The following is an 18,360-nucleotide window of genomic DNA, read 5'->3' on the forward strand; positions in this document are numbered from 1 at the left end:
GGCCAGATCATGACACCCAGTAAAAACAAAAAAGATACCGGGGCAGGCCCCTTGAAAGGGGTGCGGGTCATAGAGCTGGGATCGACAGTAGCCGGGCCTTTCTGCGCGCGCCTCATGGCCGACTTTGGCGCAGATGTCATCAAGGTCGAACAGCCGGAGGGGGACGCTGTGCGTTCCATGGGAACCCGGCGGAAGGGACAATCACTTTATGGGGCTTCAATACTTCGAAACAAAAGGCTGGTCTCAATTAATATGAGGCAGGAACAGGGCCGCGATCTGGTTCGAAAACTCTGTATCGAAGCCGATATCGTTGTTGAGAATTTTCGCCCCGGTACGCTCGAACGTTGGGGGCTTGGCTATGAAGACCTTTCTAAGGAAAATGCGGGCCTTGTCTTGGTTCGGATCAGTGGATTCGGTCAGACAGGGCCCTATAGCAGCAGAAGCGGCTATGGTGTTGTTGGCGAAGCGGTAAGTGGCCTTCGGGAAATTACCGGTGATCCGGACAGGCCACCACCGCGGGTGGCGACATCTCTTACGGATTATATTACCGGCCTTTATGGCGCATTCGGGGCGATGATGGCGCTGGTGGAGCGAAATCGTACTGGCATTGGTCAGGTTGTTGATTCTGCGCTGTATGAGTCTGCTTTTAGTTTTATGGAACCTCATGTGCCAGCCTTTCAGCAACTGGGACAAGTTGCTCAACGCGCCGGCTCTCGCCTGCCAGGGAACACACCAAACTCGATTTATCCAACAGGCGATAATCGGTTTGTTGTGATTGCGGCTGCGTCCGATCCGGTTTTCCGGCGTCTCGCCACTGCTATAGGCAAGCCAGAACTTAGCGAAAACCCGCTATTTGCAACGGCTGTAGCCCGCGCAAAAAATGAGGATGAATGTGATCTCATAATTACAGAATGGACTCGTTCAAAATCGGTTGAAGAGATAGAGAACGAATTGCTGGCCGCAAATGTCCCTGCTGCGCGCATCTATACGATGGAGGATATTTTCGCCGACCCACATTTTAGAGAACGGGATATGCTTGTTGATGTGGAAGATCCAAAGCTTGGCGATGTGACGATGGCCGGGGTCGTACCAAAACTTTCGGGCACGCCAGGAGAGATTTGGCGGGCCGGTGCACAATGCGGTGAAGATACTTATGACGTGCTGGGTGAGGAGCTGGGCCTTTCGGTGGATCAAATCAATCAGCTTGAGCGCAATTCAACCGTCAAAGGTCCAGAACAGAAATCTGCCGACGTAAAAAATAAGAACCAAAAACAGCCTGCCGGAGTAACAAAATGAGTGAGCTAGAAGAATCAGAAACCCTTGACGGTCGCCTGACGCAATTGCGTGCGTTGGAAGAGCGTGCGCGGCAGATGGGCGGTAAGGAAAAGCTCGCGCGTCGAGAGGCTGCTGGTGTTATGAATGCCAGAAGTCGTATCGATGCCTTGCTCGACCCGGGGACTTTCTCTGAAAATGGATTGCTCGGGGTTTCCACGGTATTTGATGAAGACCGGGACAAGACACCTGCGGACGGCAAGGTGGCCGGATTTGGATTGATCGAAGATCGCATGGTTGGTGTGGTTTCCAACGATTTTACGGTCAAGGGCGCATCGTCCAGCATGACCAACATGAAGAAAATCGGACATATCAAGCGTACCGCAACGGATCGGGGTTTTCCACTGATCTTCCTGGGAGAATCTTCCGGCGCCCGGATGCCCGATAATATGGGGTCGGAAGGTATGGGAACCATGCTCGGCAACGATCCACATCAATACGCAAGGGAGCGCGAAACACCTTGGGTGTCGGCAGTTCTCGGTCAGTGTTTTGGTTCTTCCGCGTGGTATTCCTGCCTTGCCGATTTCACGGTTATGCGCAAAGGCGGCGTTCTTGCCGTCGCCAGTCCCGCTTTAGCCTCTCTAGCTATCGGACAGACAGTTGATCCTGAAGATCTGGGGGGCTGGAAACTCCATAGCGAGGAAACCGGGATGGTGGATCGCGTCGTTGAGACAGATGAGGAAGCGCTCGTCGAAATTCGCAAATTCCTATCCTACATGCCCTCGCACAATAGCGAAACGCCGCCAGTCGCGGATGTGCCTGCAGGCAGCGATGAGGCGGCGGCGAATATTCCGCAAATTTTGCCGGACAGCCGGAAACGCGGCTACGACGTACGTAAAATTATCAATTGCGTTGTTGATCAGGAGAGCTTCTTTGAGCTCAAGCCACGCTTCGGACGCACAGCGGTAACCGGGCTTGCTCGACTGGATGGCGGCGTTGTCGGTGTAGTAGCCAATAATCCGATAGCAAAGGCCGGGGCGCTGGACGTCGCCGGTTGCGAGAAGGTCACACGCTTTCTTGTGATGTGCGATAGTTTCAATATCCCGATCATCATGCTGGTCGATACACCAGGTTTCGTGATCGGTATCGAAGGCGAGAAAAAGAAAGCACCGGGTAAGATCATCAATTTCATGACCGCCCTGCAGATGTGCACAGTTCCCAAACTTTCCGTGATTATGCGTAAGAGCTATGGGCAAGCGTATCTCAATATGGGCGGTGGGCGTAATTCCGATTCCGTAGCCGCCTGGCCAACGGCGGAGGTCAGCTTCATGGACCCGAGATATGCGACAGACGTCGTGACCTGGGGGCGGAATGCCAGTGACGCAGAAAAAGAAGCCATCCGCGAGGATATGGAGCGGAATAGCACTTATCTCGGTCTCGCGCAGATATTCGCGGCACAGAGTGTTATTGCGCCACAGGATACCCGCAGATATCTCATTGAAGAATTGAAAATTCAGCACTTAAGACGCAGTCGTGGTATCGGCCGTCATAAATTGGCCAACTGGCCGACGACATTTTAAACGCAGCAAATTGGAGACGCGTAAATGAGCATCACGAATGTTTCATCCGAGGTAATTGGCTCGGTCTGGAAAGTGGAAATGAAGGTGGGCGATGCGGTGAAAACCGGCGACATCATTATGATTCTGGAATCTATGAAGATGGAAATCCCGGTTGAGGCCCCGGTTGACGGTACGTTGTCTGAACTGAAAGTAAAACCGGAAGATTCCGTCGATGAGGATCAGGTGCTATGCACAATCGAGAGCTAAACTCAGAAAAGGCGAAAGCGGACGACGAAGAGACCGCCGGGACCCTCATTAATGAGGAGCTCCACTTTAGGCGTGTCTCCGCCCTCGAAATGGGGGGCGGAAGCGATTGAGCGCCAGCATGCAAATGGGCGGCTGACTGTCCGTGAACGTTTTTCCAAATTGACGGATGCAGACAGCTTTCGTGAGGTCGGCACGCTTGGCGGCTCAGGCGAATATGATGAAAACAATAAACTGGTTCGGGTAACACCGGCACCTTACGTTGCCGGAATGGCGCGAGTAAATGGGCGTCCTGTTGCCATTGGCGGTGAGGACTTCACTGTTCGCGGCGGAACGACCTTTGGTGCTGCGCGTCGTAAGGGCGGGCAGGGCGGCTTTATTGAAGATCTTGCTCATTACTATAAAATTCCTCTGGTCAACCTGATTGACGGGGCCGGGGGAACGGTTACTTCAGCCAAGCGACGTGGCTATGTCGCGTTTCCAGGTGTACATGGATTTGAACGCTCGGTTCAGCTACTGGGTGAAGTGCCTGTCGTCTCCGCTGTGTTGGGAACTGCTGCCGGGGGACCAGCGGGACGCGCAATTCTGTCCCACTTTTCGGTCATGGTTCGGGGGACGAGCCAGATTTTCGCCGCCGGTCCGCCAGTTGTGAAAAGATCGTTGGGACGCGACATCGATAAGGAAGAACTTGGCGGTGCCGCGACGGCTGTTGATAAGGCCGGAACAATTCACAACGCCGCTGATACCGAAGAAGAGGCGCTTGATCAAGTTCGCCGATTCCTAAGTTATATGCCGCAGAATGTATGGGAGATGCCGCCAGTTGTTCCTTGCGACGATCCGGTAGATCGGTGTGAGACGGCACTGCGCGATATTGTGCCTGAAAAGCGCACTCAGCCCTACAGCATGCACGACCTGATTGATCTGGTCGTTGACAAAGGATCGGTTTTCGAAATTCAGCCAACGAATGGAAAATCAGTCATAACATCTTTGGCCCGATTGGACGGTCGTCCGGTTGGCATCGTCGCCAATAATCCGAAATTCTATTCTGGTGCCATGGATGCGGCTTCTGCCCATAAACAGATCCGTTTTATGGAGTTGTGCGACACATTCCATATACCGCTGGTCTTTCTTGTTGATGTGCCGGGCTTCATGGTGGGCCTGAAGGCGGAGCAGGAGGCCACATTGCGTGAAGGCATGCGCGCCGTTTATGTAGCGGGACAACTAACCGTGCCGACGCTCACTCTCGTCATTCGGAAATGCTATGGCATGGCGGGCATGGCGACCTGCAACAAGAATGATATCGACTTGAAATTAAGCTGGCCAAGCGGTGAGTGGGGATCTTTGCCGGTGGAAGGAGGCGTTGCCGCTGCATTCCGCCGTGATATCGCAAATTCAGCCGATCCGAAGGCGCGCGAAAAAGAACTCGAAGCGGAACTCAGGGCCTATGCATCACCATTCCGGACAGCAGAAGCATTTGCAGTGGAGGAAATAATCGACCCGAGCGAAACCCGCCCGATCCTTTGTGAGTATATCGCACTTGCGGAAGGTCGGCTCAAGGCCAATCTCGGCCCAAAAAGGAAGGCGGGCGTTTCACCCTGACGGGTGCCATATCGGTGCCGGTCCTTAAAGAATTCCGGTTCGATCTTAAAATAAAGAAGAGGGAGGTAATAAAAATGAAAATTCGTAACAGTTTGGCGGCTGCTTGTGCCGTATTTATGCTTGCAGGTGGGGCAAATGCCGCCGACCGGATAGCTTTCGGTACAACGGCTCTAAAATCGGTGCATTACACCTATGCAGCGTCAGCGGCGAAAGCCATCAATGAAAAATCAGGTGACAAAGTTGATATTACCGTCATCTCGACTGGCGGTGCGGTTGATAACCTGAAACGCATTGGTCAGGGCCAGATCAACATGGGCCTCGGCACCTATGCAACAATTTATCAGGCCTATAAAGGCATTGGTAAATTCGAGGGTAACGCCATGCCAAATCTTCGGGGTCTATGGGTACATGCGCCGGCCCTGCAGGCATGGGTTGTGCGGGAGGACTCCGGTATTAAGTCAATTTCGGATTTGGCTGGTAAGGAGTTTACCCCCGGTCAACGCGGTTCTGCCACAGAGCAGCTTGCCATCCAGATGCTTGAAGCAGTTGATGTAAAACCAGAGCTTTATCGTGCCAGCTTGGCCGACGCCGTCGCGGCGGTTAAAGACAATCGGTCAAATGGCTATGTAAAAGCGGGTGGAACGGCCGTTTTGGATGGTACGACGCTAGAATTGATGGCTTTTACTCCGATCAGATTGCTCGGCTTTACGGATGAAGAAGTTGGTAAGGTGAAAGAAAAATTTCCGTTCATCAACTTTCAGAAATATAAAGATAATGAAGTTGAAGACTTTCCAGCATTTACGTCACCCGTTCAGGTGATCGGCCAGTTTGCACTTGCGGATAGTATGACAGATGAGCAAGTCATTGCCATTCTGGAGGGTGTCGTCGATAACCCGGGACCACAGGTCGCGGCTTTTCCGTCCTTTGGGAAACTTGACGTGATGCAGGATTCTTTGAACCTTATCACCATTCCTCTGCATAGCGGCGCGGTAAAATTCTACCGTTCTCGTGGTCTTGAGGTTCCGGAACGTCTTATTCCACCAGAAATGAAATAAGCGTTTTTTCTTTGAGGAAGTATGTCCGGCGTGTAACAGGCTCGCCGGACATACCCGCCTCGAAGAATGTTGTTCTAACGGGAGACAGATGCATCCCTTACCCTAAATTATTTGCTTTGGGTAAGCTGTGATCACCCAATATTCAGCTCAAAATTTCGGCAGGGATCAAAGGATATGAGCGCGGGAGAACTATTGCAGGAAGAAGACGAAGAGAACGCGTTGGATGCGATGCCCCGGATCTATCGGCCATTGATGTGGGCTTTGTGCTTCGCTCTCGTCTTTTTCCAGATATATACCGCCGGTTTCGGGCAATTGCCGCCCTTGTCACAGCGCGCAGTTCATGTTGGGCTCGGCCTTGCTATTGTGTTCCTAGGTTTTGTCCGTTTTTACGGCAATATGGGTTCGCGGAAAAATCTCTGGCAGGCCAGCGATATGGTCTTTGCAGCTCTCTCCATAGTGGCAACCATTTACATCCTGACGCAGGAAACAAGGATAACAGAATCCTTTAATCTAGCAGTGATGCCGATAGACCTGATTTTGGGATCCATTCTGACGATTATTTTACTCGTTGCCGCCTGGCGAACGACTGGGCCGGCCCTTCCTATTCTCGCTATCATTATGCTGCTGTATACGATGTTGGGCCAGCATATCCCCGGTACCTGGGGCCACCCGGGCTTTGATTTTCAGTATCTGATTGAGCATTTATATCTCGGCACGGAAGGGATATGGGGAACCGTCACGGGACTGTCTGCAAACCTTATTGCGATCTTCATCATTTTCGGAGCGTTCCTGATGGCCACGGGGGCGGCGCAAACCTTCATGGATATGGCTCTGCTGGCAGCCGGACGATTTCCGGGCGGAGCGGCGAAAGTTGCAACCGTATCCAGTGCTCTTTTTGGCATGTTAAATGGAGCGGCGGTCGCAAATGTTGCAAGTACAGGGGCCTTTACCATCCCTGCCATGAAGCGGCTCGGCTATAAACCGAGTTTTGCTGGCGCGGTAGAGGCAACAGCCTCTTCCGGTGGCCAGATTACCCCACCGATCATGGGGGCTGGGGCCTTTGTCATGGCCGAGCTACTTTCTGTGCCTTATCTAGATATTGTTTATGCGGCGGCGATTCCGGCCCTGTTGTTTTACGTCTGTGTCTGGATGTCAATCGATGTTGAGGCGCGCCGTGAAGACATGCGCTCGTTCGATGAAACAGAACTTCCTACCCGTGCGGAAGTGCTTGCCATAGGGCGTATCGGGCCTTTGGTTGTCACTCTCGGGGTCTTGTTGACCAGCATGTTTTCGGGCAATACACCGACCCTTGCCGCCTTCTATGCAATTTGCACGAATGTCGGGCTTTATCTGTTGATAGGGCTATTCCATGGCAAGGACCTTAAGCAGAGAATTTTGAACCTACAAAAAGCGGTTATTTCGGCCGCATTTGGGATTACCGGTATCCTCGCCCTGCTGGTTACGGCGCAGGTGGCCTTGTCACTCATCGGGTTGACCGGCTCCGGTATCAAGCTTTCGGAAATGATTGTCAGCATAGGCGGGGGGCAGCTGTTTGTCGGCGTCTTGCTGTCAATGATTGTCGCGCTGATCTTGGGGATGGGAATGCCCACTACCGCGGCCTATCTTTTGGCCGCCGCAGTCGCGGCACCAGCCCTTATCAGCCTGGACATTGATCCTCTGGTTGCCCATTTTGTTGTATTCTATTCTGCATTGCTTTCCGCCCTCACACCGCCTGTTTGCACTGCTGTCTTTACGGCGGCTGTTATCGCCAAGACGGACTGGTGGTCTGTCTCCTTGGTTTCTATTCGACTTGCGTTGATGAAATACCTGATGCCGTTGTTCTTCGTCTTTCGCCCGGCGGTATTGTTAGAGGCGGGCACTCTCGAAATCCTGTGGTCAGTTGTCATGGGCTTTGTTGCGTCAATGCTCCTCGCTATTGGCGGTGGACGGTTCTATCGTCAGCGTATTTCACTCCCGATTGCCTTATTCCTTGGGATCACCGGGGCACTGGTCGCTGCGAATGAATGGTGGCTGGATGTTACCGCAATCGCCGTGCTTGCAATTGTGGTCGTCGGACAACGCCGGGCAGTTTGGCTTGGTGAAAAAGCGCAAACGTAATAACCTGTTGCCGACGATGCATCGTCTTAAACAAAGAAATAAGCTTTGAATAATAAAAATACGGATTAAAAAGAAAATCATGCCTTCTGTAGATAAATTACTGATCGCCAATCGCGGTGAAATTGCTTGCCGGATTATTCGTACCTGTAAGATTATGGGGATACCAAGCGTTGCCGTCTATTCGGAGGCGGACAAGGAAGCTCTGCATGTAAAAATGGCGGATGAGGCCTTTGAAATTGGTCCGCCGCCAGTAAACGAGAGCTATCTCGACATCGAGATGATTCTGAAAGTAATGCAGAAAAGCGGGGCAAATGCCGTACATCCGGGCTATGGGTTGCTTGCTGAGAACGCAGGTTTTGCGCGGGCGGTTCAAGATGCTGGACATATCTGGATTGGGCCTGATCCGGCGACTATCGATGCGATGGGTGACAAGGAACGTGCGCGCGAACTCGCGATGAGTCTGGATGTGCCGGTGCTACCCGGGAGTGGCCGTTTTCGTCCCGGAGATGACGGTGATCCCACCAAGATCGCAGAGACGATCGGCTACCCGTTGCTGGTCAAGGCAGCCGCAGGTGGCGGGGGAATTGGCATGCGGGCGGTCAATGCGGCCGAGAAACTCACATCGCAGATTGAGACTACACAGAAGCTGGCAGAACGTATTTTTGGCGATCCATCCATTTTTCTGGAAAGATATGTTCCCAATGCACGGCATGTGGAAATCCAGATTTTCGGCTTTGGCAACGGTGAAGGCATTCACCTGTTTGACAGGGACTGCACAATCCAGCGGCGCTTCCAGAAAATTATCGAAGAAGCCCCGGCACCCGCTCTTTCAAACGGCATACGGGAGCGTATGCGCGCGGCCGCACTAACGCTTGTTCGGCATCAAGCCTACCTCGGGGCCGGTACGGTAGAATTTATTTATGACTGCGACCGGAATGACTTCTATTTCCTCGAAATGAATACCCGCATTCAAGTGGAACATGCGGTGACAGAAATGGTGACCGGTATTGATCTCGTTCGTTGTCAGATTGAGGCTGCGGTTGGGGAGTATGTGTCAGCAAACCAGAACGACATTTCATTGACCGGTCATGCGCTCGAGTGCCGGATATATGCGGAGCGGCCGGAGAAGAAATTCATGCCATCCCCCGGAACGCTCGCCACGCTTACATTTCCAGAGGAGACAGCAGACTTGCGTATCGACACAGGGGTGGTTGAAGGCGATACCATCACGCCCTATTACGATCCGATGATCGCGAAAATTATTACTTCGGGCGTAGATAGGAAGGCCGCCATTGCACGAATGCGAGAGGCCCTGTCCAAAACAAGGATAGAAGGGCTAGGGAACAATATTGCGTTTCTATTGGACGTTCTGTCAGACCCTGATTTTGCTGAAGTTAACATCACTACGAATTATATTGAAAAGCTCTCCAAATAGGGGATGCCCTGGCCTTCGCCGTAATCGCTATTCTTGAGACAGCATCAAGATCTAATAGCCTTTGATCTTATCAGACGGCTTATAATGGAAACTTGCGCCTAGCGGTTCGCCCAAAAGCGCGAGATTGTGAAGTTGAGGTCCTTATTGCTTTGGGTGCATTTTAAGAGTTAGGGTGCAGAATGCGTTATTAGAGTAATGCACTTTGCGGCGTATTTAGAAATGTGGCCCGACTCCCATTAATGGCGAAATGAGTGAATGATGACAACAAAAGCCGATGAGCATGTGTCAGAAAAAGATGCACCGTTGCGAGAAGACATTCGGCTGTTGGGGCGGTTGCTCGGGGACTCAATTCTTGAACAAGAAGGCGAGACGATCTTCGGCTTGGTTGAGGCCATTCGGCGATCTTCCATCCAGTTCCAGCGTGGTAATTCGGTTGAGGACAGGGAGGAACTTGAAGGGATTCTCAATAAACTGTCGATAGAACAAGCAGTTTTGGTTCTCCGGGCGTATAGCTATTTTCTGCAGCTTGCCAATATCGCGGAAGATCAGCATCATATCAGGCGCAACCGTTTCCACGATATTACAGGCTCTCTGCCACGGCCCGGAACCATGGCTAATGCGCTGGCGAAAGTTAAGAATGAGAATGTTACAGCCGAGCAACTTGATCACTTCTTTAAAACTGCGATAGTCAGCCCGGTCTTGACGGCACATCCGTCAGAAGTGAGACGCAAGAGCACAATGCGACGGGAAATGGCGATTGCAGATTTGCTGGAAAAGCGGGAGCGTGTCGATTGGACCAAGAAGGAAATTGACGCCCTTGATAAAGCACTCCGCCGTGAGGTTCTGACGATCTGGCAAACGGATATCCTGCGGCGGACAAAATTGCAGATTTCTGACGAAATACAAAATGGCCTTTCTTATTACGACCAAACGTTCTTTGCTGAACTTCCGAGATTCTATGCCGATCTGGAAGATGAGCTTGCGCGACAGGGGCTTGGATCGGAGAATGTCTCAATTCCATCATTTTTGCGAATGGGGAGTTGGGTTGGCGGCGATCGGGACGGAAACCCGTTCGTAACAGCGGAAGTACTGCGTCAGACGCTTCAGCGGCAGAATGCCCATGCTCTCAATTTTTATCTTGAGGAAACACATCAATTAGGGAGCGAACTGTCGATTTCGACGAATATCGTTGAAATGTCACCAGAGTTGCTGGCGCTGGCCGACAAATCGCCTGATCATTCGCCCCATCGACAGGGGGAGCCGTATCGGCGGGCAATATCGGGAATTTATGCGCGACTTGTTGCAACCTTGACGGCGTTTGGGTCGCCTGCCCCCGCACGTGCGCCATTAGGCCCGGCACCGGCCTATTTAAATGCAGAGGAGTATCTGACGGATCTTGATATCATTCATGCCTCCCTGATGGCGCATGAGTCACAATTAATCGCCGATGGCAGACTCAAACAGCTCCGGCGGGCCGTTCGCTGTTTCGGGTTCCATCTGGCAACGCTTGATTTGCGACAAAACTCAGATGTGCATGCCCGTTCCGTTGCCGAGCTGCTAAATGCAGTTGATCCGGATATCCATTATGGAGAATTGACGGAGTCGGAGCGGGTAGCGCTTCTTATCGCTGAGCTGCGTTCAGGGCGACCTTTGCTACGGTCTTTTTGGACTTATTCGGAGGAAACCGCTTCAGAGATTAAAATTCTGGAGGAGGTTGCCGCGTCGCAAAAGCAATATGGCGATGAAGCTATTATGACCGCCATTATTTCAAATACGCAAAGTGTCTCCGATTTACTGGAACTGGCAACGCTCTTAAAGCAGGTTGGGCTTGTCTCTCCCGAAGGGAGGAGCAAGATCAATATTGTTCCCTTGTTCGAGACAATTGAAGATTTGCGCAATTGCATAGGAATTATGGATGAGTTGCTCTCCATTCCGGAATACAGGAAGCTGCTAGATGCGCGCGGCGGTGTTCAGGAAGTGATGCTGGGCTACTCCGATAGCAACAAGGATGGTGGCTTTGTAACGTCGGGTTGGGAACTCTATAAAGCGGAAACGGCTCTCATTGAGCTCTTTAGCCGCCACAGCGTTGGGCTGCGTTTGTTTCATGGCCGGGGGGGACAGTTGGGCGCGGTGGTGGGCCGAGCTATGAGGCCATTCTCGCGCAGCCAAAGGGCGCGGTACAGGGGCAGATCAGGATTACAGAGCAGGGGGAGACAATTTCCTTCAAATACTCAAAACCGGAACTCGGCCGCCGGAATCTCGAAAGCTTGGCGGCGGCAACATTTGAGGCCTCGCTCCTAGGGGAAGATCAGAAATCCGTTCCCGCCCATTATATTGATACGATGGATGAATTGTCTGAGGAAGCCTTTAAGGCCTATCGAAATCTGGTTTATGAAACGGAGGGTTTTGAAGATTACTTCTGGGCGTCGACAGTTATTAATGAAATTTCGACCCTGAATATTGGCTCACGTCCGGCGTCACGAAAAAAGACCCGTCGGGTGGAGGACTTGCGCGCAATTCCCTGGGTGTTTAGCTGGGCGCAATGCCGATTGATGCTTCCCGGCTGGTACGGGTTCGGAACGTCCGTGAAGCTATGGCTTGAGAAAAACCCTGAGACGGGTCTATCTACTCTGAGGGATATGTATGCAAACTGGCCATTTTTCCAAACTCAACTATCGAACATGGATATGGTATTGGCGAAAAGCGACATAGCGATTGCCTCAAGATACGCTAGCCTTGTTCCGGATGTCGAGCTAAGAGAGGCCATTTTTGGCCGGATCCGCGGCGAATGGCAGAGTTCAATTGATGCACTACTCAGCATTGCGGATCACAATCAGCTATTGCAGGAGAACCCGCTGCTCGATCGATCAATTCATAACCGATACGCCTATCTTGATCCGCTAAACCATATTCAGGTAGAGCTTTTAAAGCAAAGCCGAAACAGTGCTGATAATCCCAGACTGTTGCGCGGGATCCATATTGCAATCAATGGCATCGCCGCGGGTTTACGCAACAGTGGGTAATGTGAAATCAAAAATTTGATGCGTGGCGGGGAGCTACTCACTTTCAGTGATTTGAGGTCTCTGGAAGAAGATGGATATTTTCACCTCCAGCCTGACCTTGCAATGCACTCTGGGCTCGACACCGTTCTCTAGCTATTGCACCGGTGTTGTTTCATCGATGATTTCGTTGAGTAAATCTTTAAGCTCCTGCAGCTTCTTCGTTCCGATATTCGATGAAAATTTCTTGTTGAACTCGACGGCATGCGCGTTCAGCTTCTGATGCAGTTCAAGGCCGGAATTGGTAATAAATACAATGACTTTTCGTTGATCGTTTGGATCGAGCGTCCGATGAGCGAGGCCATTGGCAACCATCTTATCCAGCATTTTTGTCAGGGCCGGATGGTTCATCAGAACAATTTCTGCCAGGTCGCCCATGGATCGGCCTTTCTCATCGCTCAGCACATCAAGGATGCGCCAGTTCTCCACCTGCATGCCTTCAAGCCGGAGCTGCTTTTCCAGCATTTGGTGAACATTGCGGTGGGCCTGAGCAAGGACATAGGCCAGATTGTCGGTAATTTTTTCCTTACGATTACTCATCTTCAAAAAGCGCCTTTTTGCGAACAATTGCAGGTGATTTACAATATTAATGATAGCCTGTATACTTGAAATGGAAAATTATTTTCTTCAATGATGTTTCGTATTTCTGTGGGGGCAGGATCGAAATGCATGGTGACATGGACCTGAGCCGTCGATTTGTAATGGGGCAAGCAATATTCGATCAGAATATTACAGCCTTTGAGAGATTTCGCCTGACGGATTGCAATAACTGTTTTCGCATTGGCCTGCTTGTGCCGATGTGCGGCGCAGCGGGTTTATGGGGCCCTTCCTGTATTGCGAGTGCGCAGATCGCTCTTTCTGAATTGAACGCCGCAAATGGCATTATGGGTAAGCAGGTGGAGTTTGTCCTGATAGATTCTGCCATTGAATCGGAAGACATCCTGTACCACACCATTCATGAAATGATCGAGCGTCAGGAGATTGACGCGATTGTCGGCATGCAAATCAGCGCCGTCCGGCAACAGCTTGCCAAGGTTGTTCGGGGAAGGGTGCCACATGTTTACACGCCTCTTTATGAAGGCGGAGAGAATAGCCCTGGGGTCTATGCCATCGGGGAAACGCCAAGTGACCAACTGCTTCCCGCTATACAGGCGATCAGCAGTCTTCATAAAGTCAAGAATTGGGCGCTGATTGGGAGTGACTATGTCTGGCCCCGGGCGTCAAATTTTCTCGCCAAGCAAAGTATTCGCTCCTTGGGAGGCAATGTCGCTATTGAAGACTATGTGCCGTTCGGTGTCGATCATACGGAGAGGTTGCTCTATCAGCTTGAAGAGAAAGGCGTTGACGCGGTACTGATATCTTTCGTCGGGCAGGACTCGATTGACTTCAACCGTGCCTTTGGTGCCTTCGGACTGGATCAGAAGATTGTCAGGTTGTCTTGTGCCATCGAGGAGAATTGCCTTCTGGCGATTGGCGATGAAAATTCCAAGAAGCTCTATTCATCCTCATCCTATTTTTCTGTCTTAGATACACCGTCGAATAATAGCTTTAAGGAAAGATATCACAGCTTTCATGGGGAGCGCGCGCCCGCGCTGAATTCGATCGGGCAATCCTTATATGAAGGTGTTCAGTTTCTCGCTGAACTGACGAGAATGCAGTCGGCGGGTCAAGACTATGTGCATACACGTTCGCCCATTAAGTATCGGTCCGCAAGAGACGCATGTTATATCAATAATAAACGTAAGACCTTGCCGATGTATCTCGCCCGTGCGGACGGTTACAAATTCTCGATAGTTGAGAAACTCTGATACGCAAAGTCGATATTAGGCACTCATCTGCCCGGTAAGCATTTTCGCGCTAACATAATTTATATTTTAATTTCAATAGCTTGCTTCTTGTAAAAGTATATAGATCAAAAATTTTATTTGAAATGGAAAACAATTTATTTGAATTGGAAAATAAAATAGGCTAGGAGTCTCCTCATAATCTGGCATGTCAGCAGTTTGCTCAGCCAAGGGAGATTTGGATGATTTGGTTCGCAGCCGTTATTTGCGCTCTTGTTGTATTGCTCATCGCAATTCTGTTCCTCCGCGCCTTCTATCTAAAGTCAACAAGGGAAATGTCTCTCGTCCGTACAGGGTTCGGCGGCCAAAGGGTCGTGATTGACGGGGGGTGCCTGTCACTTCCTATCCTGCATCAGTCGCAAAAAGTCATGATGTCAGCTATCCCGGTTAAGGTTTCCCGGCAGGGCGCGCAGTCCTTTATCAGCAAGGATCATTTACGCGTCGATATTGAAATGAACTTCGAAGTCCGGGTCACACCGGACGAGCAAGGCGTCGCGACGGCAGCACAGGCGCTGGGGCCGCGGATTGCCCGAAGCGGGGATGCGCTTCACGAGGTTCTGGGAAGTAAGATTATCGATACCATTCAGGCAGCCTGCGCTTCCCTGACTCTGGAGGATATCCATAGCGACCGGAAATCCTTCACGGACCAGATCGCGGCTTCTGTTTCAACTTTTGTTGAGAGCCTCGGGCTTCGCCTGGAATCCTCCTCGTTACTTCATCTTGATCAGGCGGCTTTCGGCTCTCTTGATGAGAATAACGTGTTCAATGCGATTGGGATGCGAAAAGTGACCGAGTTGGTATCTATGAACAAGAAGGAGCGGATCAAGATTGAGACTGAAGCTGATATTGCAGTGCGCGAAAGTCGTCTCGCCCAGTCTCAGCGGCGCTTTGACATTGAGCGGGCCGAGCGGGAAGCAGAAATGGCGCAGCAAGCCTATTTAACACGTTTGGAGGCGGAAACTGAGTCTGAGTCAGTGCGTGCCCGGGTCAAATCTTCCTTGATGGCGGAAGAAGTGACGTTATCGAAGGAGCGGGATATCAAGGCCTTCAAAATTGATCATGACGAGGCCCTGCGCCGGAAAGAGATGGAAGCGATCCGCGAACTGGAAGGCGTCAAGATCGATCATTCCATCTTTATGGCTAACCGGCGGGCAGAAGAAGCAAAGGCAAAAGCTGCAGAGGAAGCTTCGCGAGCACAGGTAATTTTAGCGGCGGAAGCTGTTCAGACCGAAAAGGAGCAGGCGGCAGCCGAGCGCGAGCGGAAAATCGCGATGCTGCGGTTGAACAAGGAACTTTCGGTCGCCCAGGAATCCGCAAAAAGCAAAGTCGAAACCGAGACCTTGCTTGCGCAATCCGAAGCGCGAACGGTCGAAGTTCGGGCAAAAGCAGAAAAAACCCGTATGGAGGCTGAAGCGACAGGCATGGCCGCGCGGATCGCCGCAGAGAATGGTATCAGCGACAGCATTATTTCTATGCGCCTTGAGGAGCGCAAACTCGACCGGATGCCGGAAATTCTTGGCCAGATGATGAAGCCGGTGGAGAAAATCGACAGTATCCGCATTAACCAGATTGGTGGCTTGGGCGGTTCATCAGGTGCGGGGGCGGGGGCTGGTGGTGGCGTTGACGGTGCCTTCGGCGCGGCCATGGATCAGATTCTCGGGATGGCAGTCCGTCTCCCTGCAATGAAGCAGATGGGCGAAGAAATCGGCGTTGATTTCGACCCGAATATAGCCGGTCGGACGGCTGACTATGCCAACCGAATTAAGACAAGTGACAAATCGAAAAAAGATTAACCTGGAGGTTTTATTATGACTATGGATCGGAGACAGTTTCTAACCGCAACCGCAGCTATCGCAGGGGCAAGCATGCTGCCCTTTTCAGTCGGTGCTGCCGATAATATCAAGTTCGGATCCATCATGGATACTTCGGGCGGTTTCGATGCCTATGGCAAGCCGATGGACATGGCCATGCGCCTGGCAATTGACGAGATCAATGCTAATGGCGGCCTGAATGGATCTCAGATTGATATTAATGCCTATGATACTCAGTCGGATATGGCGCTTTATACCCAGTACGCGCAGCAACTCACACGTCAGGACGAAGTGGATGTGGTGCATGGTGGGATTCTTTCCGCGTCGCGCGAAGCCATTCGTCAGATCATGAGAAAATCCAAAACACTCTATTTTTATAATGTTCTTTATGAAGGTGGCGTTTGTGATCGCAATATTTTCATAAACGGCGTGACACCTGCACAGCAGGTAGAGGTTCTTATTCCTTACGCAATGAAAAAGGCGGGCAAAAAGGTTTATGTGCTGGCTGCTGACTATAATTATGGGCAGATCACAGCAAAATGGATCGAGAAATATATTGCGGATAATGGCGGCGAAACGGTTGCCGTGGATTTCTTCCCGCTTGATGTGTCTGATTTCGGTTCTACCATCGCGAAAATTCAGGCTGCCGATCCGGACCTGATTGTCGCCTCTCTGGTTGGCGGCGCGCATCTCTCTTTCTTTAGACAATGGGCTGCTGCGGGCATGAACAAGAAAATTCCTATGGCATCGACAACGCTGGGTGTCGGGAACGAGCATAAAGTTCTGACTGCAGAGGAGGGCGACGGAATCATGGTCGCCTACAACTATTCGCAGGAACTGGAAACGCCAGAGAACATCGCTTTCAAGAAAAAATGGGCCGACGCCTATGGTGATGCAAACTCCATTCACGAAATTGCTGTGTCGCATTATCAGGGCATTCTGACTTGGGCCGAGGGGGTTAGACAGGCCGGTTCAACCAATCGAGACGATGTCTTGTCGGCGCTGGAAACGGGGATATCCATTACCGGGCCTGGGGGCGTGGTGACCGTCGATCCGAAAACTCATCATGCTGTTCTCGATGTTCATATCATGGAGTTCGAAGGTCAAAAAATGAAGGTCATTGAAACCTTCACGCAACGTCAGCCGATCGATACACAGGCCGTTTGCGATCTTGCGGCAAACCCGGATGACAACACCCAGTATGAGATAAAGTTTTAGCGGCATACGACCCGACGACGGGACAGCCCATTGGCTGTCCCGGCTTTGCCTTTCCCTGATTTACGGCAGAACAGGGACGGAATTTCTCAATCGATCAAATTCGGAGTGACTATGGATCTGGCGGCAGTCATTGTTGTAGAGACGGTATATGTCATCGCAAGTCTAGTCCTTATCAGTGCCGGGCTGGCGATTGTGTTCGGCATGATGAAGGTTATCAACCTGGCGCATGGTGAATTCATGATGATGGGCGGTTATGCGGCCATCACTGCCGTTAATCTCGGCATCAATATCTATGTGGCGATACTAGTGATTGCACCGTTGGTTGTCGGTGTCATTGGCTTGATCGTCGAGCGATTGGTGATCCGTCATCTCTATGGGCGGCTGGTGGATACTATGCTGGCGACATGGGGGCTAAGCCTGTTTTTCGTCGGCATCGTCACGATGATTTTCGGCAATACTACAACGGGGATACCAACACCGATCGCCGGAATTACTGTCGGTAATTACCAGATCAATGGATACAACTTCTTTATCATCGTGGTCACGATCCTTCTTGTGCTCGCGATATATCTGGTCCTTAAAAGCACACGGCTCGGCCTGATCGCACGCGGGACGATGCAGCGCTCGGATATGGCCTCCGCGCTGGGTTATAGTCCTGACAGGATTTATATGGCGACTTTCTTTGTTGGCTCTGCGGTTTCAGGACTTGCAGGTGCAGTGCTGGCTCCGTTGGTTGGGCTCGGTCCGTCGTCAGGCGGTGCCTATATCGCGAAAGCCTTCATTACCGTCATCGCTGGCGGTCCATCCGTCATCGCCGGACTGATCAGCAGCGGCACTGTCTTTGGTATCGTCAATCAGTTCTTTACCTTCGCCATGTCCCCGGTGATCGGAGAGGTTGCCCTGCTTGTTTGCGCGGTCATCCTTCTCAGGCTGCTGCCACAGGGTATCACAGCAAGATTTTTCAAGGGGAAAATGTAATGCGAGAAATCACCCTTCAGCGTTTCACCCTGTCGATTATTATCGCTGCGGCGCTGATGCTTTTCCTTCCCGTCATCATGAACACCTTCGTGCTGACCCCACTGTTGATATACGGAATGCTGGGGATGAGTCTTGGCTTGATCTGGGG

12 protein-coding genes and 1 pseudogene are annotated in these 18,360 nt (G+C 51.5%); 12 read left to right on the top strand and 1 reads right to left on the bottom strand.

Annotated features, from left to right (window positions below; genetic code table 11):
- Nucleotides 1-9 precede the first annotated feature (9 nt).
- The 8 genes and pseudogenes from AC0L73_RS14905 to ppc all read left to right on the top strand — a co-directional run bounded on the left by AC0L73_RS14905 (nt 10) and on the right by ppc (nt 12,325).
- Nucleotides 10-1,296 carry a CaiB/BaiF CoA transferase family protein gene (locus AC0L73_RS14905; protein WP_473654099.1) on the top strand — a complete coding sequence of 429 codons (1,287 nt, stop codon included), beginning with the start codon at nt 10-12 and terminating at the stop codon, nt 1,294-1,296.
- Entirely contained in the window at nt 1,293-2,852 is a 1,560-nt protein-coding gene (locus AC0L73_RS14910) for an acyl-CoA carboxylase subunit beta (RefSeq protein ID WP_473654100.1), read from the top strand. The genes AC0L73_RS14905 and AC0L73_RS14910 overlap by 4 nt, the downstream gene beginning before the upstream one ends.
- 24 nt (nt 2,853-2,876) lie before the next feature.
- Nucleotides 2,877-3,098, top strand: coding sequence for an acyl-CoA carboxylase biotin carboxyl carrier protein subunit (locus AC0L73_RS14915; protein WP_473654101.1), 222 nt, complete (start codon nt 2,877-2,879; stop codon nt 3,096-3,098).
- A 72-nt stretch (nt 3,099-3,170) separates the two neighbouring features.
- Nucleotides 3,171-4,694: an acyl-CoA carboxylase subunit beta gene (locus AC0L73_RS14920; protein WP_473654102.1), complete on the top strand. Its 1,524-nt coding sequence runs from the start codon at nt 3,171-3,173 to the stop codon at nt 4,692-4,694.
- A 74-nt stretch (nt 4,695-4,768) separates the two neighbouring features.
- A complete protein-coding gene (locus tag AC0L73_RS14925; protein ID WP_227950888.1) occupies nt 4,769-5,749 on the top strand; it encodes a TAXI family TRAP transporter solute-binding subunit in 981 nt (326 codons plus the stop codon).
- A 174-nt stretch (nt 5,750-5,923) separates the two neighbouring features.
- Entirely contained in the window at nt 5,924-7,867 is a 1,944-nt protein-coding gene (locus AC0L73_RS14930; RefSeq protein WP_473654103.1) for a TRAP transporter permease, read from the top strand.
- 79 nt (nt 7,868-7,946) lie between these two features.
- Nucleotides 7,947-9,302 (top strand): acetyl-CoA carboxylase biotin carboxylase subunit, encoded by a 1,356-nt coding sequence (locus tag AC0L73_RS14935; protein ID WP_227950892.1) that lies wholly within the window; start codon nt 7,947-7,949, stop codon nt 9,300-9,302.
- 255 nt (nt 9,303-9,557) lie between these two features.
- A pseudogene (gene ppc / locus AC0L73_RS14940) lies at nt 9,558-12,325 on the top strand (phosphoenolpyruvate carboxylase).
- Between the two features lie 132 nt (nt 12,326-12,457).
- Here the strand turns inward: ppc and AC0L73_RS14945 are convergent.
- Nucleotides 12,458-12,901 (bottom strand): MarR family winged helix-turn-helix transcriptional regulator, encoded by a 444-nt coding sequence (locus AC0L73_RS14945; protein WP_227950896.1) that lies wholly within the window; start codon nt 12,899-12,901, stop codon nt 12,458-12,460.
- Nucleotides 12,902-13,026: 125 nt separating this feature from the next.
- Between AC0L73_RS14945 and AC0L73_RS14950 the strand changes: the two genes are divergently transcribed.
- The 4 genes from AC0L73_RS14950 (at nt 13,027) to AC0L73_RS14965 (ending at nt 18,212) form a co-directional block, all read left to right on the top strand.
- Nucleotides 13,027-14,169, top strand: a complete 1,143-nt coding sequence (locus AC0L73_RS14950; RefSeq protein WP_473654104.1) for a substrate-binding domain-containing protein — start codon at nt 13,027-13,029, stop codon at nt 14,167-14,169.
- A gap of 218 nt (nt 14,170-14,387) precedes the next feature.
- Complete coding sequence (locus AC0L73_RS14955) at nt 14,388-15,998, top strand: flotillin family protein (protein WP_473654105.1); 1,611 nt, start codon at nt 14,388-14,390, stop codon at nt 15,996-15,998.
- A 15-nt stretch (nt 15,999-16,013) separates the two neighbouring features.
- Nucleotides 16,014-17,234: an urea ABC transporter substrate-binding protein gene (locus tag AC0L73_RS14960; RefSeq protein ID WP_227950903.1), complete on the top strand. Its 1,221-nt coding sequence runs from the start codon at nt 16,014-16,016 to the stop codon at nt 17,232-17,234.
- 111 nt (nt 17,235-17,345) lie between these two features.
- Entirely contained in the window at nt 17,346-18,212 is an 867-nt protein-coding gene (locus AC0L73_RS14965) for a branched-chain amino acid ABC transporter permease (RefSeq protein ID WP_473654106.1), read from the top strand.
- Nucleotides 18,213-18,360 lie beyond the last annotated feature (148 nt).

It is taken from the genome of Sneathiella sp. D3-11 (assembly GCF_055809395.1).